The organism is Streptomyces sp. NPDC048560 (assembly GCF_040650955.1).
Classification (GTDB): domain Bacteria; phylum Actinomycetota; class Actinomycetes; order Streptomycetales; family Streptomycetaceae; genus Streptomyces.
On sequence record NZ_JBEZIJ010000003.1, the window covers coordinates 437,846 to 459,091 of the forward strand.

Below are 21,246 nucleotides of genomic sequence, written 5' to 3' on the forward strand. Positions count from 1 at the left end.
CTTTGGCATGAGCCATCCGCAGAGTTACGAGATCCTGCTGATCCCGGAGTTCGTCGAATCGGGCAAGGAGCCCCGGCCGGGCGCCGCCATCCGCTCGGCGGTCGTGGCGGCCACGGGCGACACCGGGGCATCGGGTTATCCGCGCTATGCCGGGGACGGCATGGAGGCGGACATCGATCCGGCGACCCACACCGTGGAGGCCCTGCTCGTGGACGGTGCGGAGGTGGACTACGGGCTCACGGTCCGTATCGCCGAGAAGTCCGGCGACTGAGTGTTCTGCCGGACAGCCCCGCACCGCACGCCGATCGTGCGATCCTGGACGGGTGACGCTTTCCGACCTGGTCCGGCTCCGCCGGGCGCGCGACCGGATGGACCGCGACTACGCGGAACCACTCAACGTTCCCGCCCTCGCTCTCGCGGCCCACATGTCGCCCGGCCACTTCTCCCGGAGCTTCCGTGCCGCGTTCGGGGAGACGCCGTACAGCTATCTGATGACCCGCAGGATCGAGCGGGCGAAGGCACTGCTGAGGCTCGGCGACATGTCGGTGACGGACATCTGCTTCGCGGTCGGCTGCACCTCGCTGGGGACCTTCAGCACGCGGTTCACGGAGCTCGTCGGCGAGAGCCCCAGCGCTTACCGGGCGCGCGGCCACGAGCAGGGCGAGGGCGTCCCTGCGTGCGTCTCCAAGATCCATACCCGGCCCGTGAGGAGCAGGGAACTCCTCAGCAACACGGACCTTCAGTGAGCCACACGGACCCTCAGTGACGCACACGGATCCTCGGTGTCGGATGCGGATCCGTTGTTCGCGTACCTGGCGCGGCAGCACCCGGCTCCGTGGCGGCATGGCAGGACCCGGCCGGTGTGGACCGGCCGGGTCCTGACCGCCCGGACGCCCGCACGGTCACCACGACGTCAGCACCTGTCCAGGGCCGACACGCATCGGGCCTACGCCGTGTTCTGCTCCGGCTCCGGCGCCTGCGCCTTCTGCTCCTCGACGGACTTGCGCACCTCGTCCATGTCCAGGTTCCTGGCCTGCCCGATGACGTCCTCCAGGGCCGCCTCGGGGAGCGCGCCGGGCTGGGCGAAGACCGCAACGTTGTCCCGGACGATCATCAGCGTGGGAATCGACCGGATCTCGAAAGCCGCCGCCAGCTCCTGCTGGGCCTCCGTGTCGACCTTGGCGAACACCAGGTCGGGGTGACGCTCGGAGACCGAGTCGTACACCGGGGCGAACTGCCGACACGGGCCGCACCAGGAAGCCCAGAAGTCGATCAGTACGAAGTCGTTGTCACTCACGACCTGATCGAAGTTTTCCTTGGTGAGCTCTACGGTGCTCATGCTCTGATACCTCTTCCTGGGCCCGTTCGGACCTGTCGGGCACAACCGTGACTGGACTGGCGCTATTCCGCCTGCCCATGTGGCCGTCGCGCACACCCACGATCAGACTGTGCGCATGACTGAAGTGGCGGAGAACGCTGAATACGACGTTGTAGTGATCGGTGCGGGTCCCGTCGGGGAGAACGTGGTGGACCGGGCCAGGGCCGCAGGGCTGAGTACGGCAGTGATCGAGTCGGAGCTCATCGGGGGCGAATGCTCCTACTGGGCGTGTATGCCGAGCAAGGCGCTGCTGCGCCCCGTCGTCGCCCGGGCGGACGCCCGCAGGGTTCCGGGGCTCAGCGCAGCCGTACGGGGGCCGCTCGACGCGGACGCGGTCCTGGCCCACCGCGACGAGTACGCGTCCCATTGGAAGGACGACGGCCAGGCCGAGTGGCTGGAAGGCGTCGGCGCGCACATTTACCGGGGCATGGGCCGGCTGACCGGCACGAAGCAGGTCTCCGTCACCACGCAGGACGGCACGGAGCACCGGCTCACCGCCCGTCACGCGGTGGCCGTGTGCACCGGCAGCCGGGCCGTCATCCCGGACCTGCCCGGCATCGCCGAGGCCCGCCCCTGGACGAGCCGCGAGGCGACCAGCGCCAAGGAGGTCCCGGGCCGGCTGATCGTGGTGGGCGGCGGCGTGGTCGGCGTCGAGATGGCCACGGTCTGGCAGGCACTCGGCGCGGAGGTGACGCTGCTGATCCGCGGAAAGGGGCTGCTCCCCAAGATGGAGCCCTTCGCCGGTGAGCTGGTCGCGGAAGCGCTGACCGAGGCGGGAGCCCGAATCCGTACCGGGGTGTCCGCCACCGCCGTACGGCGAGCCGCTCCGGACGGACCGGTCACCGTCGAGCTGGACAACGGTGAACAGGTTCAGGCCGACGAGATCCTTTTCGCCACCGGCCGCGCTCCGCGCACCGACGACCTCGGGCTCGGGACGGTGGGCCTGGAACCCGGCTCCTGGCTCGACGTCGACGACAGCTGCCGCGTCGAGGGCAGCACCTGGCTGTACGCGGTCGGCGACGTCAACCACCGGGCGCTACTGACCCACCAGGGCAAGTACCAGGCCCGTATCGCGGGTGCCGCGATCGCGGCGCGCGCACAGGGCGTCCCGCTCCTGGAGACCGACCGCTGGGGCGCCCACGCGGCCACCGCCGACCACGCGGCCGTACCCCAGGTGGTCTTCACCGACCCGGAGGCCGCCTCGGTGGGCCTCACCCTCAAGGAGGCGGAGGACGCGGGCCACCGGGTACGGGCGGTCGACTACGACCTGGCCTCGGTCGCGGGCTCCGGCCTGTACGCCCAGGACTATCGCGGCCGCGCCCGCATGATCGTGGACCTGGACCGCGAGATCCTCCTCGGCGTCACCTTCGTCGGCCCCGGCATCGGTGAACTGCTCCACTCCGCCACGATCGCGGTGGCGGGCGAGGTCCCGATCGACCGCCTGTGGCACGCGGTCCCGGCGTACCCGACGATCAGCGAGGTGTGGCTGCGGCTGCTGGAGACGTACCGGGGCTGAGCGAGGAGGGGACGCGTGACCGGTCAGGTGATCGCCGATCGCTGATCGACGAGCCCTGCGTGACGTACCGCGGGGGCCGGTACGTCGGGATTCACCCGTACGGGGGTTTCCGGGGCCGTGATGGGCGATCCGGGCCATGGCGTGCGCGTTCCTTGCCAGCCTTGTCGTATGAACGAATTCTCAGCTGAGCACCTCGTCCCGAGTCCGGCCGCGGGACGAGGATGTCGGCACCGGGGCGGTGTGGAGCCCCGGAGTTGTCACACGTCGGCGGAGCAGCCGGAGACCGGCCGCTCCGTCGGTGTGCCGCTTGACGCGTCTGCGCTGTCCGGCGGAGCGGCCCCGGTAAGGCACGGCGCCGGCCCCTGTCGGGATCTCGTCCGCGGAGCCCTCGACGCGTGGCTGGTACGCCTCGGATACGCGCGTGCGAGACGCCAGGAGGTACACGTCAAACTGCTTCCCCTGCGGGGGGAGCGGCGTGGGGACGTCGAGCCGGCACACCAAGGTGACCGCCGAGCCGATGTCTCCGCCGGGTGGTGCCCGCCCAGCTACCCCGAGGAGGCGTTCGACGCGCTCTACGCACGGGCCGCGCACGGGCTCGTCCAGCAGGCATTCCTGCTCACCGGGCACCGCACTCTCGCCTTCGAGTCCGTCGAGCACGCCTTCCGTCACGCCTGGGAGCACTGGCCCGAGTTGTCCCACGACCCGGAGCCGCTGACCACCGTGCGGGCGCAGGCGCATGAGTACGCGCTCTCGCCCTGGCACAGATTCCGACGCGCGTCCAAGCGGCCCGTCGTCCCGCCGTCCGATGTCCTCCACCGGGCTCTGCTCGCCCTGCCGCCGCTGCACCGGCGCACGCTCCTGCTCTGCGACGGCCTCGGGCTGAGCGTGCAACACGCCGCCGAGGAGACAGCCGCCAGCGAACCGGCCGTCAGGAACCGGTTGTTCCGGGCCAGGACGTACCTGGAGGAGCAGGTTCGTGCCTGTGAGGACGGGGCTGACCTGCAACACGGGCTGCGCGCGCTCGTGCGGGAGGTGTCGGCCTCCACGATCCCGCTGGTCGGGTCGGTCCGCACGGGAAGCGATGACCGCCTGCGCATGGTGACGCGCGTCGTGTTCGGCGTGATGGTGGCCTTCATCGGACTCGTCGTGTGGACGGCGAGTTCGTCCTCGGCGGACCAGGAACGGTTCGGGCCGGGCGGCAGGGCCGTGGACCGCACCGGCGCGCACGAGGGCCGATGACCGGCCTGCCACAACGATGTCTGCGCGTGGCCGGGGGACAGCGCCTCCACGATGTGCTGGGTGTCCCTGTCGTGCACCGGGTGTTCCCATCACGCGCCGGGCGTTCCGATCGAGGCGCGCGAGCCTCCTCCCACCAGTCTCCGTCCGCCGTCCGGTGCCACGCCGTCGGAGCCGTGGGCGGCCCCATCCGTCCGTCCTCGGTGCCCGAACGGCGGATCACCGCTCGCCTGCGCGACCGCTGTCGTCTCCAATGGCCTGGATCGGGCGGGGTGGGGTCGGGAGGTGGGGATGTCGTGGGCGACCCGGGTGCGGAGCATCCGGAGTGGGGCCGAGAAACGCTTCCCCGTGCTCTCCGAGCTGACCCTCAGGCTGGTGAGCGGGAACCTGCTGGATTCCGCCACCCGCCTCGCTGCCCAGGCGTTCCTGGCCGCGGTTCCGCTCCTGTTCGCCCTGGCCGCCTTCGCCCCGCACACCGTGCGTGACCAGTTGGGCGAGTCGCTCCGCGCCATGTTCGGTCTGAACGGTCCGTCCAACCGTGAGCTGCAACAGGTGCTGGATCACTCAGGCTCCGACGAACTGCGGGAGACCACGGGGTCCGTCGGCGCGGTCGTCGCACTCGTATCCGCCACGAGCTTCAGCCGCGCCATGTCCAGGGTCTGCGAGCGGGCCTGGGGGCTGCCCAAGTCGGGAACCAGGATCGCGGTGTGGCGTTGGATGGTGTGGTTGCTGGCGCTGCTCCTGGTGGTGCTTCTTCAGGCACCGGTCCGTGAAGGTTTCGGCGCCGGCCTGTGGCTGGGCACACCGTTGTTCTTCCTCACGAGCACGGCGGTGTGGCTGTGGACCCAGCACCTGCTGCTCGCCAACCGTGTCGCATGGCTGCCGTTGCTCCCCGGCGCCCTCCTGGCCGCGGCGGCCACGACCGTCCTCGGGCTCACCGCACGGCTCTACATGCCCGGTGCGCTCAACAGGGCGTTGGCCGAGTACGGCTCCCTGGGGCTGGTCCTGACCATGCTGTCCTGGCTGATCGTGGTGTGCGCCGCGCTCACCTTCGCCTTCACCATCGGCGCCGTGCTGGCCCAGGAGCCGCCACTGAGCCACAGGCTCGGGACACGCCCCACCCTCTCGACGACTGACGACTGACGACTGACGACTGACGACTGACGCCGGGCGGGCCCCACAGTCGGATCCCCCCTCCGGCCTCACATCCGCAGGAGCGCGGGCGGCGAGGTGGCCGAGGGCCGCGTCGTGGTCACAGACCCGCCGGACATGACCGACACCGCTGTGACGCCGCTTCAGGTCCCGCCACCGTCTCAGCCGGAGGGCCCGCCCAGCCCCTGCGGATCGGCGGTACCGGAGACATCCCTGAGCAGCGGATCATGCATGGCGGCCGTCACCATGCGGTTCAGGGCGTCCAGGCGCTCTCCCACCGGCGCCAGCCTGTCCTTTGGTGCGGCGGCCGCCACGTGGGCCAGCAACGCGCGCACCCGCCGCGCCACCTGGGGGTTCATGGCTCCGTACAACAGCGTCTCGTCCAGGGCGAGGGAGATGAAGTCCTGCCATCGTGGCGCGGGGTAGGAGACGCTGGGAGCGCCCGTGTCGTCGAGCAGCCAGGCGTCTCCCAGCGAGCGGCCGGCCAGCCGCACCAGGGCGTCCTCGATCTGGTCGAGCGCCTGCACGGCCGTGGTGGGATCGTTGACCGCCGGGGAGAGGGACCTGACGGAGATGTCGGCCAGGAGACGGAACCCGTAGGCCGTGTCCTGTTCGACGGTGCGGCTCGGGCCGTACCGGACGCAGGCGGCCACATGCTCCGCCAGCTTCCGGTCGACGCCCCCGCCCGGCCGCGCCGGCTCGAGGAAGGCGATCTTCGCCGGCTCGGCCACGAAGTCGCCGACGGCGCGGACGAAGCGGACCCGCACGTGATGCCGGGCGGCGATCCTGACCAGTTTCGGTTCGTCGATCGCGAGGATGACGGCAGGTCGGCCGTGGTGGAGGACCGGCACCCGTACCGCTGTCGGCGACTGATCCACGCTGAGCCGCGGTGGCGCCTCCGGATCCTGTGGGTACGCCTGGTCGATGACGGTCCGCAGCCGGTCGCCGACCGCGCGGGCGAGACCGCCACCGGTGACGGCGTGGCGCAGCGAGTCGAGCAGGCGCAGGACGATCACGGAGTCGACGAGTACGAGGCCCACGGCGAGCGTCACGCTTGCGCGCGGCACGTCGTCGTCCCGTACCTGGCTCAGGACCACCAGCGCGAACAGAGCGGTGCCGATGAGCAGGCCGAACAGGACGAGGTAGCGGCTGAAGTGGCCGAGTGCGGAGACCAGTCTGGGCGACATGGCCTGGACGGTCTGCACGATGAGCGTGATGGCCGTGACGATGAAGCCGGCGAGAGTGATCATGCCGCCGGCGATGGCGGCGAGGGTCGCCTGAGCGGTCGAGGCGTCGAAGCCCAGGCCGGCTTCGGGGAGGTGCCGCTCCCACCGAGGCATTCCCCATCCGAGAAGTCCCCCCGCGAGCACCAGCAGGACCGCGGCGCTGCGACTGCGGGCGCTCCGGACGCGATGGGAGCCCTTGCTCCGCCTGGGGAAACGTGCGCGAGAGGGCGGCGGCGTCATCGCAGCGGGCGCGGCGGCCGTCGGACGGGGCCGTCGGGCGAGGCAGAGGGCCTGAGAACGTTCATCGTCTTCCTGCTCTCGACGGCGGGGTGTATCCGGGACGGGTCTTGAGCTTGGGTGGGTCTGAACTGGGTGGTGGGTCTGATCTGCGGTGGGTCAGATCCGGCTGAGTCCGGGACACCCATGGTGCAACCGATCCTTGGTCCCGGCGAGTTGCGCCGGTCGCCGGTCGCCGGTCGCCGGTCGCCGGTCGCTCAGGGAAGGGCCGCCCCATGATCCCCGCCGCGGACCTGCACCGCCCCCCAGGAGGTAGACCGCCAGGACGACCGCGAGGCCGGCCTCCCGGCACGCCCGGCACATGGCAGGTGTGCCGGGCAAACGGACCGTGATCGGCCGACGGCGCCGTCGCTCCAACGGGCGCGCTCCGTTGGCGTACCCGCGCGAACGGCGGTCGGCTGACACCCAACAGTGGTCCACGTGGATAAGGAGGCGCCGGTGGCGGACACAGGACCTTCCGCACACGGCGGTGATCAGTCGGAGCTCCATGAACTCCGCGCCCGTGTCACGTCGCTCGAAGCCGGCCGGTCGAGCCCGCGGCACCACGCGAGGTCGGTTCTGGCCACGGTGCTGATCGTCCTGGGCTGTCTGCTGGCGCCCCTCGGAATCGTCTCCGCCTGGGCGGCGGACGTGGTGGGTGACACGGACCGTTACGTGGAGACCGTGGCCCCACTCGCCTCGAAGCCGCACATCCAGGAGGCCGTGGCCAACAGGGTCACCGGGGCTCTCATGACGCGTCTGGACCTGTCGGCGCTGCTGTCCGACGTGGCTCCGCAGGACCGGCCGCGCCTCGAGAAGGCGCTAGGCAAGCTGGGCGACTCCCTGGAGGGGGCGGTACGCAGCTTCGTGCACGACAAGGCGCGGGAGATCGCCGCCTCGGACGCCTTCGCGACCATCTGGACGGAGGCCAACCGCAAGATCCATGCATCCGTCGACAAGGCGCTCACCGGCAGCGGTGGGGGAGCGGTGCAGCTGGACAACGACACCGTCACCCTCGACCTCGCCCCCGTCGTCGACCTCGTGAAGCAGCGTCTCGTCGACGAGGGAATGCAGGTCGCGAAGCGGATCCCGGAGATCCACACCGACTTCGTCCTCGTGCGGTCGGAAGACGTCGGCAAGGTCAAGACGTATGTGCGTGTCCTGCAGATCGCGGGCAACTGGCTGCCGGTTCTCGCCGTCGTCCTGGTGGCCGGCGGAGTCCTGCTCTCGCAACGCCGTCGCCGGGCTCTGATCACCGGTGCGTTGGCGGTGGCCGCCACGACAGGACTGCTCGGCATCGGGCTGCACGTGTTCCGTGCGATCTACCTCGACGCGCTGCCTGCGAGCGTGGATCCGGACGCCGCCGGAGAGGTGTACGACACCCTGACGCATCTGCTGCACACCATGATCCGGATGGCTGTCGCGCTGGGTGTCGTCGTCGCGCTGGCCGCCTGGCTGTCCGGCCCGGGAAGGCGTGCCGGCCTGGTCAGGGGCCTGTGGACGTCCGGTATCGGTGCGGCGCGCACCACGGCCGGCCGCGCCGGTCTGCGAACGGGCCCGGTGGGCCCCTTCGTCCGCCGCTTCCGCGCCTGGATCATCCGGGTCCTGGTCGCCGCCGCGTTGGTCGTCTACCTCCTGTGGTCCCACCCCACCGGGTGGGTGGTCGTCGGGCTGGCCCTCGTGCTGCTCCTCGCGCTCGCGGTGGTGGAGTTCCTGGGCGCGGACACACCCGACGACGCACCGTCGGAGACGACCGCCCGCACCATGTGAGCCGCAGGCGTCACGTAAGCCGCGCGCCGCTCCCTCATCCGGGGAGCGGCGCGCGGCTTACGTGCGCGAAGCCGTGCGGCCGGGTGGGTCCAGGCGCTGCCGTCCGCAGATCCTTGTCGCCGAGCAGGTCTCGCGGACGAGACGTCAGGTCGAGCAGGCGGACGGTCGCTGCGTCATGGAGATGCCTCAGGGCAGGCGCGATCTCGCCGTTGAACCTTTGCGGCCTCGGGCCGGGCGGTCGGCCGCACGCTTGACGGGCGCTCAGGTTGGTTCTAGGTTCCTGACTCATTGACAGGTTCACAACCCGACTCGATGTTCATATACATGAACGATCGTGGACGGGCGGGCTTGAATCTCCCCCACTGGAAGGCACCCCCCATGCGAACCGGCACCATCGCGCGCGCCCTGGGCACGGCGGCAGCTCTGGCCGCACTGCTCACCACGGCCATCACAGCCCCGGCCGCGGCCGGAACCGCCACCGCCGCCCCTGCTCCCGCAACGACCGGACAGGCGGCGGCCCCTGCCTCGTTCACCCATCCCGGTGTCCTGGTCAGCCGCCCCCAGCTCGACTTCGTCCGCCAGAAGGTCCTGACCGGCGCCCAGCCCTGGAAGTCGGCGTACGACCAGATGATGGCCGGCGCGTACGCCTCCCTCACCCGGACCGCCAAGCCCCGTGCGATCGTCGAGTGCGGTTCGTACTCCAACCCCAACTACGGCTGCACCGACGAGCGGGAGGACGCGATAGCCGCGTACACCCTCTCGCTGGCCTGGTTCATCACCAAGGACAGCCGGTACGCCCAGAAGGCCATCCAGATCATGGATGCCTGGTCCGGAGTGATCAAGGACCACACGAACAGCAACGCACCGCTGCAGACCGGCTGGGCCGGATCCTCCTGGCCGCGGGCGGCCGAGATCATCAAGTACACCTACACCGGCTGGCCGAACTCCGGCCGCTTCGCCACGATGCTGCGCGACGTCTATCTGCCCGAGGTCAGCAACGGCTCGCACAGCAACGGCAACTGGGAACTGTCCATGACCGAGGCGGCTCTCGGCATCGCGGTCTTCCTGGAGGACCGGAGCGCCTATGACAAGGCCGTCACCAAGTTCCGCGGACGTGTCCCGGCGTACATCTATGTGACCGCGGACGGCGCGCTGCCGAAAGCGGCGCCCGGCAGCGGTCTCGACACCCGGGACGAGATCGTCAGGTACTGGCAGGGGCAGTCGACCTTCATGAACGGGCTTTCCCAGGAGACGTGCCGCGACCTGACCCACACGGGCTACGGGCTCTCCGCGATCTCCCACATCGCGGAGACCAGCCGCATCCAGGGCCAGGACCTCTACCCGGAGATCGCCGACCGGCTCCGGCACGCACTGGGCCTGCACGCCACCTACCAGCTGGGCGCGGCCGTACCGCCCTCGCTGTGCGGTGGCACGCTCAAGGACAGCTTGGGCCCGGTCACCGAGGTGGGCTTCAACGCCCTGCACAACCGCATGGGGTACGCCATGACCAACACCCAGACCCTCACCGAGCGGCAGCGGCCGGCCGCGTCGAACAACCTGTTCGTGGCGTGGGAGACCCTGACCCACGCCAACAACCCCAACTGACCTCACGGCGACGAACTCCCGACCTGCTCCGGGTACGCCCCGGAGCAGGTCGCCTCACTCCGTCGGCAGCGCGTGGTGACGTACTCGGCGAAGTTGTAGGTCAGGTCCTCGTCCGGCGCGGCTTTCGGCAGGGCGAGCGAGCTTCCACCGTTCCCGGCACTCGCCTCGACGTCCGCCGTTTACCGGGGAAGCGGAGCGAAGCGCCAGTCACCGGAGGCGGACGGGACACCCGAGGTGTCCAGCTCTCAAGGCAGCAGCGCCATCTCCCGCGCGTTCTTGATCGCGGTGGCCATGAGCCGCTGCTGCTGGGCACTGATCCGCGTGACGCGGCGGCTGCGGATCTTGCCCCGGTCGGAGATGAACTTCCGCAGCAGGTCGGTGTCCTTGTAGTCGATGTACGTGATCCTGGCGGCGTCGAGCGGGTTGGGCCGGGGCCTGGCGGGCCTGTGGGGATCCGGGCGGCGTGGCATCAGTTCTCCTCGGAAGGTGTGCGGTCGGTTCCGGGTGGTCAGTGGACCGGGTCGAGAAGTGAGTCGAAGGCGGGACGGAGGCTGCGCCACGCCTCACGTCCCGGTCCGTACTCGTCGTCGGTGAGCAGACAGGAGTCCAGCAACGTGGTGAGGCCGTCGCGGTCGAGTCCGGGGGAGACGAAGACCAGGTGCTGGCAGCAGTCGCCGTGGACCGGGTGCCAGTCGAGCGCGGCGGCAGCCTGCCGGAAGGGCGGCACCATGTCCCAGGCGGCGTCCGGCAGTGAGGCGAGCCACGGACCCGCGTTCTCGACGCAGAGTGCGCCGCCCGCGGCGTCCCAGGACAGGAGGGTGTCGGGCCGGTCGGCGAGCCAGAAGCGTCCCCGGCTGCGTGCGGCCGCACAGCTCAGATCCTCCAGTGCCGCGTACAGGCGCTCGGGGTGGAAGGGCCGGTGCCTGCGCCACACGAGGGTGCTCACCCCTGCCTCGTCCGCGTCCTGGGGGAGGAGGGCGCAGGCGGGGTGCTGGGCCGCACCTGCTGCCTCCACGTCGAACCCGGCAAGCGCCAGGGCCGTCAGCGCATCCGATCCGGCCGCCGCCTGCCGGGCGGTGGGATGGAGTTGCCCGATCAGCGCACGGTCCTCGTCGGCCGCCTCCCGGCCCTGCCCGCCTTCCCCGTCCGCTGCGCCCCCGCTGTCCACCAGAGCGACGACGGAGGCGTACTCCAGCTGGCGGGCCCAGGTGTCTCCGACGGTCCGCTGATCGGTTGCCGCCGCGGCGAGCCCGGCTTCCGCGAGGTCGTCCCCGTTGACGAGGTAGGGCTGTACGAGGGCTGGGTCGACCGCGGTGATGACGCTCGTCACCTCGGCCCATTCCTGTGCGTGAGCGGCGATGACCTCGGCCATGGCCTTCGGCTCGACGGAATCCCAGAGTTCGAGGACGGCAAGCGCGGTGAGTCCGCTGTCCGCGAGCCGTTCCAGCTCCGGGATGAGGTCCTCACGCAGCGCACAGCAGGCGCAGTCGTTGACGAGGGGTGCCTCGCCGCCGGACTGTTCTCCCGAGGCGTCACGGAGAGTCCGGCGCACCGTTCCCTTCGAGGCCGTCGTCAGATCGTGGTGCAGCGCGACGCTGTGCGGAACGCTTCTGAGCAGCCCTTCCACCACTTCGCGCCGGGCATCGGAGTGCAGCCCGCAGACGATGACGACGGGCAGCTTCCGGTCCTTCCCGGTCACCGGCCCTCACGGCTCCCGTAGCGGCGTTCGAACCGCTCGACCCGGCCCGCCGTGTCCAGGACTCGGGCCGTACCGGTGTAGAAGGGGTGACTCGCGGAGGAGATCTCCACGTCCACGACGGGGTAGGTGTTGCCGTCCTCCCACTCGACGGTGCGAGCGCTCGTGAGGGTGGAGCGGGTCAGGAAGGCGAAGTCGGCGGCCTTGTCGCGGAAGACGACGTGGCCGTACGAGGGATGGATTCCGGGCTGCATGGTGATGTCCTTCGGGTCGCAGGGGATCAACGCTCTTCGCGGAAGTCCACGTGACGGCGGACGAGCGGGTCGAACTTGCGCAGTACGAGCCGGTCCGGGTCGTTCCGCCGGTTCTTGCGGGTGACGTAGGTGAACCCGGTGCCGGCGGTGGAGCGGAGTTTGATGATCGGGCGTACTTCGTTGCGTGCCATGGCGACACTATATGGCAATGATTTCCATGTTCAAAAAGGGTCTCGGGAGCGTCCGGAGGTCTCCGGGGGGGGGTCTTGGTGGAGTCTCCGGAGGAAGATTCATGAGATTTGGTGCATTTGTGGCTGAATGGGTACGCGGAGAGGTATGAGCACTGCGAATCCCGACCCGGACCCGCGCAACACGCCCGGACTGGAGCCCGGCGGGGGCGTTCCCACCGGTGATACGCCCCCGGCGGAAAGCAGCACGTCGGAGGCGGGGCCGTGGAACGAGCCGCCCAGGGGATGGGCGAAGGGGCCACTGATCGCGATCCTCTTCCTCGCGGTCGTGGTGGCGGCCTTCTTCCTCGTCTACGCCATCCTCATCTGACCGCTGCGCGTGACCGCTGCGCGCGGCATCCGTCGCGTGGGCGGCTCAAGCGGCGCAGCGGTGTGCGTGACAGGCGCGACGACGGCGCTCGCGAGCGGTTCGCCAGTGGCTGATCCGGCGCATGGCGCGCTCACCCGCGCGCTCACTCACGCACTCACAGAACCTGGCCGCACATCAGGTTCCAGAGGCCCCGGCGACCGCTGAGTTCGGTGATGGTCAAGGGGGCCACGTCGAGGCGCCAGAACGTCGCCGAAGGCAGGCCGAGTCCGTGGACGATCGCGGCGCGCACGACCGCGGGCTCGGCGACGGCGAGCACGCGGCCGCTGCTCTCGTCCAGGTCGCCGAGCCAGTTGCCGACCCGTGAGGACAGCTCAGCCAGTGACTCCCCACCATGCGGAGCGGCGGAGGGGTCGGCCAGCCAGGACGCCACCGCCTCGGGTTCGCCGTCGCTCACCTCGGACAGCCGCTTCCCGCGCCAGCGGCCCATGTCCCAGTCGGCGAGGGAGGGTTCGGGCGTGGGGTGCAGCCCGAGCGCGGCCGCGGTCCGCAGGCAGCGCTCGGAGGTCCCGCTCACGTATAGATCCGCCCCCGGCACCTGACCCGCCGCGGCGCGAGCGCGACGTGTTCCGGCCGCGTCGAGGGGCGCGTCGCCCTCGAACCGGGCCTCGCGCAAGGCCGCGTTCATCGCAGGCGAGATCAACATCACCCGTACCGTCACTGCACTCCCTCCACACCCTCACCTGCCCATGTGGCCCATGGTGCAGGGCTTATGCGGGTCGGCCGCCGAACCGATTGCACCATGGCGGTGCCCGGCCACAGACGGTATGGTCACGACCACCATGACGACGGTGTGACGGAAGCCGGTGAAAGTCCGGCACGGTCGCGCCACTGTGAACCCGTACCTGTGCGGGAAGTCAGACCCGGCACTGTCGTCTCAGGCACCACGATCGGGACGCGTGTTCCCACAGGAGGTTCTGCCATGGCACAGTCCGCTGCCCCCATCACCGGCGCACCCGCCATCACTCCCATCTCGCTGAAGGCCCTTGCCCCGTGGGCGGCCTTCTTCGGCATCCTCATGCTCGTCCTGCTCTACTTCGTGGGCGCCGAGCAGGGCGCCATCTCGGTCATCGCGGGTGAGGGCGTGCACGAGTGGGTTCACGACGGCCGGCACCTGCTCGGTTTCCCCTGCCACTGAGTAACCGATACGCAGGGGACAGTCTCGTGAACTCCATATCTGTCAGAGCTCTGCTCGTCCGAGGGATGCTGGCGGGCCTCGTCGCGGGCGTGCTCGCTCTCGTCGTCGCCTACTTCCTCGGCGAGTCCCAGGTGGATGCCGCCATCGCACTGGAGGCGGCCCACCACCACGACCACGGCGGCGAGGAACTCGTCAGCCGTACGACGCAGGCCACCGGCGGACTCGCCACCGGCATCCTGGTGTTCGGCGTCGCGGTCGGCGGCATCGCCGCACTCGTCTTCTGCTACGCGCTGGGCCGCATCGGCGACTTCGGCCCCAGGGCCACAGCCGCCTTCGTCGCCGGCGCCGCGCTGCTGACGGTGTACGTCGTGCCGTTCCTGAAGTACCCGGCCAACCCGCCGGCCGTCGGGGATCCCGGCACCATCGGACAGCGCACCGCCCTGTTCTTCCTGATGGTGGCGCTGAGTGTGCTGCTCGCTCTCGCCGCGGTCATCCTCGGTAAACGGCTGGCACCCCGGCTGGGCAACTGGAACGCGTCCATCGCCGCGTTCGCCGGATTCGTGTTCCTCATCGGCCTCGCGTACGCCTTCCTGCCTTCGTTCAACGAGGTGGGCGAGGACTTCCCGGCCACGCTCCTCTGGCAGTTCCGGCTGTCCACGCTCGCCATCCAGGGGACGCTGTGGGCCGCCTTCGGCCTCGTCTTCGGGTACTTGACCGAGCGTCTGTTGGACCCGGGGGCGGACGGACCGCGCGCGGACACGAGAGCCGGGTCCGCCGGGTCCCGGGCGGGGTCGCTGACCTGAGGGGTGGCGGTGACTGGCCCCATCGGTCACACCAAGCCCCTACTGACATCTGCCGATCCCCTTCGCAACCCGCCGGGCACCGTCCGGCGGGTTGCGCTGTTGTGAGTTGCGGCGCCCCTGCCTGCCGGAGCGCCCCCTCGACCGCCAGGTCTCCTATGCGCGCTTGGCGTCCCGGGAAGCCCGTGTGTCGTGCGTGTGGGGTGCTTCCTGGGCGCGCGGTGTGTCCCCCGCGTCCTCGCTGTTCAAGTCGGCTCGGTAGTAGTGCAGTTGGTCGTCCACCCCTACGAGTCGCATACCGGCCGCCGCCATGACGCGGTGCGAACCGATGTTGTCGAGGTCCGCGTCACCCTTCACGGATGCGACGCCCTGCGAGCGGGCGAACTCCAGTACGGCGCGAAGTGCCTCGGAGGCGTAGCCCTTACCTCGGGCCGCGGGGGCGAGGCCGTAGCCGATGGTCACCTGGCCGTCTTCGTCCGGGACGCCGTGGAAGCCCATGCCGCCGATCACCTGACCGTCCTCCCGCAGGCTGATGGCGAACGAGCCGAACGGCCGGGGATCCCCGGCCGTCTCGAACGTATCGAGGTAGCGCCTCGCGGCGCCCTTGTCGCCCTCGGACGGATATCCGGGGGCCCACCGGGTGCCGGCACCCGGTTCCCCCGCGACTATGTCCGCCGCTTCGGCCGGGCTCATCAGGTGCAGGGTGAGGCGTGGCGTCACAAGATCATCCATGTCAGGGGAGTATCACGGCGCATGTGCCGAGTGCATCCGAATATGCGCAGCGGGGGAGGGGTAGCGCTGATAAGTAGCGTCGCTATGTCAGTAGGGTAGCGATGGTAACGAATCGGTGTTAGCGTTGATATCTCCTCGCCGGGGAGGGCGCCGTCCGCACCACTTACGTCATCAGGGAGCAACGTCATGAGCGAGCAGAACGCCCCCGCACGCCGCAGGGTCGCCGTCGTCACCGGTGGCTCGCGCGGCATCGGACGCGAGAGTGCCGCACGGCTCGCGGCGGACGGCTTCGCCGTCGTCGTCAACTACGCGGGCAACCAGGCCGAGGCCGAGGCCGTGGTCGCCGGCATCGTCGCGGCGGGCAGCGACGCTTTTGCTCACCGTGCCGATGTGGCGGACGAGATCGCCGTCGCCGCCCTCTTCGACGCCGCAGAGGAATCGTTCGGGGGTGTCGACGTGGTCGTTCACGCCGCAGGTGTGATGACGCTGGCCCCGCTGGTCGATACGGACCTGGACGCCCTGGACCGGATGCACCGCACCAACATCCGTGGCACCTTCGTCGTCGACCAGCAGGCCGCACGTCGCCTGCGAGAAGGCGGAGCGATCATCAACTTCTCCAGCTCCGTACTGTCCCATTCGCTTCCCGGCTACAGCGCCTACGCGGCCACCAAGGGCGCCGTCGAGGCCATGACCCTCATCCTCGCCCGCGAGCTGCGTGGTCGGGACATCACTGTCAACGCGGTCGCGCCCGGACCGACGGCTACCGCCCTGTTCCTGGACGGCAAGGATGAGGAAACCGTTGCGCGGATGGCAGCCCAGGCGCCGCTGGAGCGCTTGGGTACCCCGCAGGACATAGCGGAGGTCGTCTCCTTCCTCGCAGGCCCGGCCCGCTGGATCAACGGCCAGGTGGTGCGCGCCAACGGTGGCATCGTCTGACGCGACCGACCAGCCGAAGGGCCTGGTACCGACCCTGCGATCGACCCGGTAATCCGCCACGGACAGGAAGTGCGGGCATGAACGAGACCGTCACGCACGCGGAAGCAGTCACGAACGCCCCAGCAGCCCTGAAGGCGACAGCAGTCGCGAGCGGCCCCGGAGTTGTCAACGAGAACGCCCGTCGTATGGGCACAGGCCGCATGGAGAAGTTCACCCCCGATCAACTGGCGGTCGGCGGCGGCTCCGAGGCGGTCGGTGTCGCCGCCGACCGCGTCCGCGCCGAGTTCCTCGGGTGTATAGGACTCGAAGACCTCCTGACCCCACATGCCCGCGTCTGAGCTGCGCAGGGCGGTGCTTGATAGCGTCCGTCCGATGAGTACACGAGCGCGCATTCTCGAGGTGGCGGCCGGGCTGGTCGCGGCGTCCCCGGACGGCGATGTCTCCACGCGTGCCGTGTGTGAGGCCGCACAGGTCGGAGCTCCTGCTCTGTACCGGTACTTCGGGGACAAGGAAGGCCTGCTGTCGGCGGTCGTCGACCACGGCTTCGACGCCTACCTGGCCACCAAGCGGGAACGCGACCAGTCCACGGACCCGGTGCAGGATCTCCGCCAGGGCTGGGACAGTCATGTGGACTTCGCCCTGCGCAACCCGAATCTGTACCGGCTGATGAACTCGCCCGCGATGCGCACCCCGCCGGCCTCGGCTCTGGAAGCGCACCGGATTCTCACCCGGGACCTGGAGCGGGCGGCGGCACGGGGCAGGCTGCTGGTCGCTCCCGAGCTGGCGGCACAGATGATCATGTCGGCCAACGTGGGTGTCGCACTCATGCTGGTGGCACGCCCGGCGACCTTCTCGGACCCCACGGCGTCGCAACGGGTACGCGATGCCGTGCATGCTGCCGTCCTGACGCCGGATGCGACCGACGCCGGTGTGGCGGACACGGCCGCCCCGTTCGCGGCAGTCGCGGTTCCCAGTACCGCAGCCACCTTGAGCGCCCTGCTGCGGCAGTCCCACGGAGCCGGGCTCAGCACCGCGGAGGCGGCCCTGATGACGGAATGGCTGGACCGTGTCTCCAACACGCAGAGCGACCCGGGGCCCCGGGGCTGAATCCACCCTGGGCCCCCGGGTCTGACGACTACCGGAACCGAAGCCCCGGCTGTGAGGACGCACCGGAACCGAAGCCCCGGGTCTGACGACATACCGGAACCGAAGCTCCAGGCCTGACGACACACCGGAGCTCAAGCAGCTCCCGGAGTGCACCGGAACCGAAGCTCACGGTCTCCTGACAGGACCGGCGAGGGCCAGGCGCCGGTTCCGGCACCGGCACCGGCACCGACGTTCCGGGCAGCCTCCGCTACGGCGCACCCGGAGTGAAGTCTCCGGTCAGCGCCGCCGCCATGCGCAGGTGGGGCTGGGCCTCCGTGTGCCTTCCCTGGCGCTCCAGGGTGCGGCCCAGCATCAGCTGCGCGTAGTCCTCCACGGGGTCGCGCTCCAGTACGGCGCGCAGTTCCGCCTCGGCCTTCCCGAGGCGCGCCGAGTGGTAGTAGGCGCGGGCGAGCAGCAGCCGCGGCGCGACCTGCTCCGGCACCTCCTCGACCAGCCCGCCCAGGATGCGGGCGGCGGTGACGTACTCCTTCGCCTCGAAGAACATCTGCGCCCGGTCCCAGCGGTCGGCGGTCGTGCCGAACTCGTAGTAGGTCTCGTCCACTGGTCCTCCTCGGCCAAGCTGTCGGCGGATGTGCTCCGCGGCTTCCGCGGTGATCCGTTCAGGGCCTTCAACACAGCATGATGGTTGAACATTCCACAGAATTTTCGGCGTGGGGACGGGCGCGTTCCCGGGCTCCACGGGAATAGGTTGAGTGCCATGAGCAATCTCGATCGCCAGGCCACACCCTCCGTCTGCGGAGGACGGGGCTTCGTCGTCGCCGAGCCGGTGCGCGAACTACTCGCCCCGCGTCACGTCCAGTTGGGCGAATCGACCGAGGTCCGCAGACTGCTGCCGAATCTGGGCCGAAGGATGGTGGGGGCCTGGGCCTTCGTGGATCACTACGGCCCCGACGACATCGCCGACGAGCCCGGGATGCAGGTACCGCCGCATCCGCACATGGGTCTGCAAACGGTGAGCTGGCTGCACGACGGCGAAGTGCTTCATCGCGACAGCGTGGGCAGCCTGCGCACGATCCGTCCCCGTGAGCTGGGCCTGATGACCTCGGGCAGGGCGATCAGTCACTCGGAGGAGAGCCCGAAGCCGCACGCCCGTTTCCTTCACGGCGCCCAGCTCTGGGTGGCCCTGCCCGACGTCCATCGGAACGTCGAGCCGCACTTCCAGCACCACACGGATCTCCCCACGGTCGTGGCACCCGGCCTCATCGCCACCGTGATCCTCGGAGAACTCGACGGCGCCACCTCGCCCGGCACCACGTACACCCCGATCATCGGAGCCGACCTCGCCCTGACGAGCGGCGCGGACGCCCAGGTCCCGCTGGACCCGGACTTCGAGTACGCGGTCCTGTCGATGTCAGGCGAAGCTGAGGTCGACGGCGTCCCCATGCTCCCCGGCTCGATGCTCTATCTGGGCTGCGGCCGCACCGAACTTCCTCTGCGGGCCCTCTCCGACGCGGGGCTCATGCTGCTCGGCGGAGAGCCGTTCGAAGAGGAGATCGTGATGTGGTGGAACTTCGTGGGGCGTTCGCACGAGGAGATCGAGCAGGCGCGGTCGGACTGGGCGGCCGGTGCACGCTTCGGGGAGGTGCGCGGCTACGACGGGGGCCGGCTGGCCGCCCCGGAACTGCCGCCTGTGGCGCTGAAGCCGCGGGGGAGGGTGCGCTGAGCCGCGCTTATATGGCCGGGACCGGGTGCGCTCCTGGGCGCGGCGGCGCGGTCCCATGCTCAGAAGCCGAATCGGTCCGGCGGCTTCCGGAATCGTCCCCGGACCAGCTGTCCGTCGCGCATGTGCCAGGTACAGGGGTTGGCGCAGAGCAGTAGTGCGGCGTCGCAGTGGGCAGCTTGGCCCCGTGAGTCAGATGACCGGACAGTGCGCGCTGACCGCCACCGGCGGACCACATCACCGTGCCCGGGATCAGCCCGGCACCTCGCCGATTGACCCCACACATCCCGCATAGCACATCATATAGTCTTTAACAAGAACAAAAAGGTACGGGGCGAGCCAGAGCACCGTGCCTCGTGGGTGTCCGTGGTCCGGCGCCGAGACGTCAGATGCTTGATCCCCGTCCATGTGACCGTGGGAGGCATGTGAGCGACCTTGCTCTGCCGTCTGTATATGCCTCGCGAGGGTCGTGACCGCTGCTTGAGGCGCGCGAGGCAGGGGTGAAGATGATGAGCGGCAACCGCATACATTCCCGTCCGAAGAGTGACGGCCCTCTGCCGACGACAGAGTCCCCGGCGGCCGCCGTCGACTCCAGGGGCAGAGTCATCGCATGGAGCCCCGGCGCCCAGACGCTGCTGGGCTACAGCCCTCGCGACATTGTCGGCCGAACCGCCTCCGGGCTGCTGGCGGACGGGCGGCTGCCCGACCAGGCCCGTCGGCAGCTGCTCGAACGCAGGACATGGATGGGCCGGGTCGTCCTGCGGGACAAAGCCGGTGACCGGATCGAGACCGAGCTGCGGGCAACACCCCTGCTCGGCGTCGACGGCCGCATCCAGTCGTGGTCCTTGCACGCAGCCGTTCCGCACGAAAGCGACCTGGCCGCGCTGGCGCTCCAGCAGAGTCTCCTTCGGCAGCGCCTGCCGAGCCTGCATGCGGTGGAAACCGCAACCCGCTACCTCCCCTCGGATCCACACGCGGGCGTCGGCGGCGACTGGTTCGACGTCATCCCTCTGTCCGGGGCCCGCGTCGCCCTCGTCGTCGGCGATGTCGTCGGCCACGGCATCCAGGCGTCCGCCGCCATGGGACGGCTGCGTACGGCGGTGCGCACTCTCGCGGATGTCGACCTGCCTGCCGAAGAGCTGCTGACTGACCTCGACGCGCTGATCATCGACGAGGCCCGGGAGAGGACCAGCTCCGAGGGGGAACTCGGGGCGACCTGCCTGTACGTGGTCTTCGACCCCGTCTCCCGCCGCTGCACCGTGGCCAGCGCCGGTCACCCGGCACCGGCGGTGGTGAGGCCGGACGGCACCGTCGGCCTTCTCGAACTGGATCCTGGGCCGCCTTTGGGCGTAGGGGGCGTGCCCTTCGTGGCCTCCGATTTCGCCCTGCCGGCCGACAGCCTCCTGGCACTGTTCACCGACGGGCTCATCGGCGCCCGTGGCAGGGATCTGGATACCGGCCTGGGTGCCTTGCTCCAGGCCCTCACCACCCCGGCCTCCTCGCTCGACGAGGTGTGCGACACGGTCTTGGAATCCCTTCTCCAAGGTCCTCCGGACGACGATGTCGCCCTGCTCATCGCCCGTACCCACCCACTGGACGACACGTATGTCGCCTCGTGGAAAATCCACGCTGACCCCGCCGCGGTCCCGGAGGCCCGTCGGCGTACCGTCGCCCAACTGAAGGACTGGGGCTTGGACGAGGACGCGCCCACCACCGAGCTGATCGTGAGCGAGCTGGTCACCAACGCCCTGCGGTACGCCGCCGAGCCGATCGAGCTGAGGCTCATCCACGACGGCATGCTGATCTGCGAAGTCTCCGACGGCAGCAGCACCTCCCCCCACGCCCGTCGGGCCCACGCCATGGATGAGGGCGGTCGGGGGTTGCTCCTGGTCGCGCAGCTGTGTGAGCGGTGGGGCATTCGGCACACCGGTGTGGGAAAGACGATCTGGGCAGAACAGCGCCGGGCTCATCAGCCGTCTGCCACGGCCCTCGCGGCGTAGTCGGGTACGGAGAATGCCCAAGGACATCAGTCCCTCTCCGAAGTGATCCCGGGGCGGGACGCAAGGCCCTGTGCCGCCAGGCAGGGTGC

Annotated in this window: 23 protein-coding genes, 2 pseudogenes and 1 riboswitch; of the genes and pseudogenes, 16 read left to right on the top strand and 9 right to left on the bottom strand. The window is 69.9% G+C overall.

The window, feature by feature from the left end; all coding sequences use genetic code 11:
- Positions 1–7 precede the first annotated feature (7 nt).
- Positions 8–271 (top strand): hypothetical protein, encoded by a 264-nt coding sequence (locus AB0C82_RS11895; RefSeq protein ID WP_362839348.1) that lies wholly within the window; start codon positions 8–10, stop codon positions 269–271.
- A gap of 52 nt (positions 272–323) precedes the next feature.
- Entirely contained in the window at positions 324–746 is a 423-nt protein-coding gene (locus AB0C82_RS11900) for a helix-turn-helix transcriptional regulator (RefSeq protein ID WP_362839351.1), read from the top strand.
- A gap of 200 nt (positions 747–946) precedes the next feature.
- Here the strand turns inward: AB0C82_RS11900 and trxA are convergent, their stop codons facing one another.
- Positions 947–1,339 (bottom strand): thioredoxin, encoded by a 393-nt coding sequence (gene trxA / locus AB0C82_RS11905; RefSeq protein ID WP_362839353.1) that lies wholly within the window; start codon positions 1,337–1,339, stop codon positions 947–949.
- Positions 1,340–1,454: 115 nt separating this feature from the next.
- Here trxA and AB0C82_RS11910 point away from each other — a divergent pair, with 115 nt between their 5' ends.
- The 3 genes from AB0C82_RS11910 (at position 1,455) to AB0C82_RS11920 (ending at position 5,273) form a co-directional block, all read left to right on the top strand.
- Complete coding sequence (locus tag AB0C82_RS11910) at positions 1,455–2,894, top strand: NAD(P)/FAD-dependent oxidoreductase (protein ID WP_362839356.1); 1,440 nt, start codon at positions 1,455–1,457, stop codon at positions 2,892–2,894.
- Between the two features lie 300 nt (positions 2,895–3,194).
- Positions 3,195–4,133 carry a sigma-70 family RNA polymerase sigma factor gene (locus AB0C82_RS11915; RefSeq protein ID WP_362839359.1) on the top strand — a complete coding sequence of 313 codons (939 nt, stop codon included), beginning with the start codon at positions 3,195–3,197 and terminating at the stop codon, positions 4,131–4,133.
- Positions 4,134–4,421: 288 nt separating this feature from the next.
- Positions 4,422–5,273, top strand: a complete 852-nt coding sequence (locus AB0C82_RS11920) for a YhjD/YihY/BrkB family envelope integrity protein (protein WP_362839361.1) — start codon at positions 4,422–4,424, stop codon at positions 5,271–5,273.
- Between the two features lie 170 nt (positions 5,274–5,443).
- Here AB0C82_RS11920 and AB0C82_RS11925 read toward each other — a convergent pair whose 3' ends face one another.
- The gene (locus AB0C82_RS11925) at positions 5,444–6,748 is read right to left on the bottom strand and encodes a DUF2254 family protein (RefSeq protein ID WP_362839364.1); all 1,305 of its coding nucleotides are present in this window, start codon (positions 6,746–6,748) and stop codon (positions 5,444–5,446) included.
- Between the two features lie 495 nt (positions 6,749–7,243).
- Here AB0C82_RS11925 and AB0C82_RS11930 point away from each other — a divergent pair, with 495 nt between their 5' ends.
- The gene (locus AB0C82_RS11930) at positions 7,244–8,554 is read left to right on the top strand and encodes a hypothetical protein (protein ID WP_362839367.1); all 1,311 of its coding nucleotides are present in this window, start codon (positions 7,244–7,246) and stop codon (positions 8,552–8,554) included.
- A gap of 378 nt (positions 8,555–8,932) precedes the next feature.
- Positions 8,933–10,159 carry an alginate lyase family protein gene (locus AB0C82_RS11935; protein ID WP_362839370.1) on the top strand — a complete coding sequence of 409 codons (1,227 nt, stop codon included), beginning with the start codon at positions 8,933–8,935 and terminating at the stop codon, positions 10,157–10,159.
- Positions 10,160–10,404: 245 nt separating this feature from the next.
- Here AB0C82_RS11935 and rpsR read toward each other — a convergent pair whose 3' ends face one another.
- From rpsR to rpmG, 4 genes are read right to left on the bottom strand one after another with little or no spacing between them, the layout of a single operon-like run.
- Complete coding sequence (gene rpsR, locus AB0C82_RS11940; RefSeq protein WP_362839372.1) at positions 10,405–10,629, bottom strand: 30S ribosomal protein S18; 225 nt, start codon at positions 10,627–10,629, stop codon at positions 10,405–10,407.
- A 38-nt stretch (positions 10,630–10,667) separates the two neighbouring features.
- Complete coding sequence (locus tag AB0C82_RS11945; protein ID WP_362839375.1) at positions 10,668–11,858, bottom strand: GTP-binding protein; 1,191 nt, start codon at positions 11,856–11,858, stop codon at positions 10,668–10,670.
- Positions 11,855–12,109 carry a type B 50S ribosomal protein L31 gene (locus AB0C82_RS11950; protein ID WP_362839378.1) on the bottom strand — a complete coding sequence of 85 codons (255 nt, stop codon included), beginning with the start codon at positions 12,107–12,109 and terminating at the stop codon, positions 11,855–11,857. The genes AB0C82_RS11945 and AB0C82_RS11950 overlap by 4 nt, the downstream gene beginning before the upstream one ends.
- Before the next feature lie 26 nt (positions 12,110–12,135).
- On the bottom strand, positions 12,136–12,300 hold the full coding sequence (gene rpmG, locus AB0C82_RS11955; RefSeq protein ID WP_362839381.1) for a 50S ribosomal protein L33: 165 nt from the start codon (positions 12,298–12,300) through the stop codon (positions 12,136–12,138).
- A 145-nt stretch (positions 12,301–12,445) separates the two neighbouring features.
- Here rpmG and AB0C82_RS11960 point away from each other — a divergent pair, with 145 nt between their 5' ends.
- Complete coding sequence (locus AB0C82_RS11960; RefSeq protein WP_362839384.1) at positions 12,446–12,667, top strand: DUF6480 family protein; 222 nt, start codon at positions 12,446–12,448, stop codon at positions 12,665–12,667.
- Between the two features lie 154 nt (positions 12,668–12,821).
- On the opposite strand, the gene AB0C82_RS11965 is transcribed toward AB0C82_RS11960, so the two are convergent.
- Entirely contained in the window at positions 12,822–13,370 is a 549-nt protein-coding gene (locus tag AB0C82_RS11965) for a histidine phosphatase family protein (RefSeq protein ID WP_362839387.1), read from the bottom strand.
- Positions 13,371–13,522: 152 nt separating this feature from the next.
- A riboswitch (cobalamin riboswitch) is annotated at positions 13,523–13,587 on the top strand.
- 59 nt (positions 13,588–13,646) lie between these two features.
- On the opposite strand from AB0C82_RS11965, the gene AB0C82_RS11970 reads away from it, so the two are divergent.
- Both AB0C82_RS11970 and AB0C82_RS11975 read left to right on the top strand, forming a co-directional pair.
- Positions 13,647–13,862, top strand: coding sequence for a CbtB-domain containing protein (locus AB0C82_RS11970; protein ID WP_362839389.1), 216 nt, complete (start codon positions 13,647–13,649; stop codon positions 13,860–13,862).
- Positions 13,863–13,888: 26 nt separating this feature from the next.
- Positions 13,889–14,665, top strand: a complete 777-nt coding sequence (locus AB0C82_RS11975; protein WP_362839392.1) for a CbtA family protein — start codon at positions 13,889–13,891, stop codon at positions 14,663–14,665.
- Between the two features lie 153 nt (positions 14,666–14,818).
- Here AB0C82_RS11975 and AB0C82_RS11980 read toward each other — a convergent pair whose 3' ends face one another.
- On the bottom strand, positions 14,819–15,394 hold the full coding sequence (locus AB0C82_RS11980; protein WP_362839395.1) for a GNAT family N-acetyltransferase: 576 nt from the start codon (positions 15,392–15,394) through the stop codon (positions 14,819–14,821).
- Between the two features lie 186 nt (positions 15,395–15,580).
- On the opposite strand from AB0C82_RS11980, the gene AB0C82_RS11985 reads away from it, so the two are divergent.
- From AB0C82_RS11985 to AB0C82_RS11995, 3 genes are all read left to right on the top strand, one after another.
- Positions 15,581–16,330 (top strand): SDR family oxidoreductase, encoded by a 750-nt coding sequence (locus tag AB0C82_RS11985; RefSeq protein WP_362839398.1) that lies wholly within the window; start codon positions 15,581–15,583, stop codon positions 16,328–16,330.
- 77 nt (positions 16,331–16,407) lie between these two features.
- Entirely contained in the window at positions 16,408–16,668 is a 261-nt protein-coding gene (locus AB0C82_RS11990) for a hypothetical protein (RefSeq protein WP_362839401.1), read from the top strand.
- Positions 16,669–16,702: 34 nt separating this feature from the next.
- The gene (locus tag AB0C82_RS11995; RefSeq protein WP_362839404.1) at positions 16,703–17,437 is read left to right on the top strand and encodes a TetR/AcrR family transcriptional regulator; all 735 of its coding nucleotides are present in this window, start codon (positions 16,703–16,705) and stop codon (positions 17,435–17,437) included.
- 247 nt (positions 17,438–17,684) lie between these two features.
- Here AB0C82_RS11995 and AB0C82_RS12000 read toward each other — a convergent pair whose 3' ends face one another.
- On the bottom strand, positions 17,685–18,038 hold the full coding sequence (locus AB0C82_RS12000; RefSeq protein WP_362839407.1) for a tetratricopeptide repeat protein: 354 nt from the start codon (positions 18,036–18,038) through the stop codon (positions 17,685–17,687).
- A gap of 156 nt (positions 18,039–18,194) precedes the next feature.
- Between AB0C82_RS12000 and AB0C82_RS12005 the strand changes: the two genes are divergently transcribed.
- From AB0C82_RS12005 to AB0C82_RS12015, 3 genes and pseudogenes are all read left to right on the top strand, one after another.
- Positions 18,195–19,160, top strand: coding sequence for a pirin family protein (locus AB0C82_RS12005; RefSeq protein ID WP_362839410.1), 966 nt, complete (start codon positions 18,195–18,197; stop codon positions 19,158–19,160).
- A 506-nt stretch (positions 19,161–19,666) separates the two neighbouring features.
- A pseudogene (locus tag AB0C82_RS12010) lies at positions 19,667–19,999 on the top strand (PAS domain-containing protein); the annotation flags it as partial.
- A 39-nt stretch (positions 20,000–20,038) separates the two neighbouring features.
- A pseudogene (locus AB0C82_RS12015) lies at positions 20,039–21,157 on the top strand (ATP-binding SpoIIE family protein phosphatase); the annotation flags it as partial.
- Between the last annotated feature and the right edge of the window lie 89 nt (positions 21,158–21,246).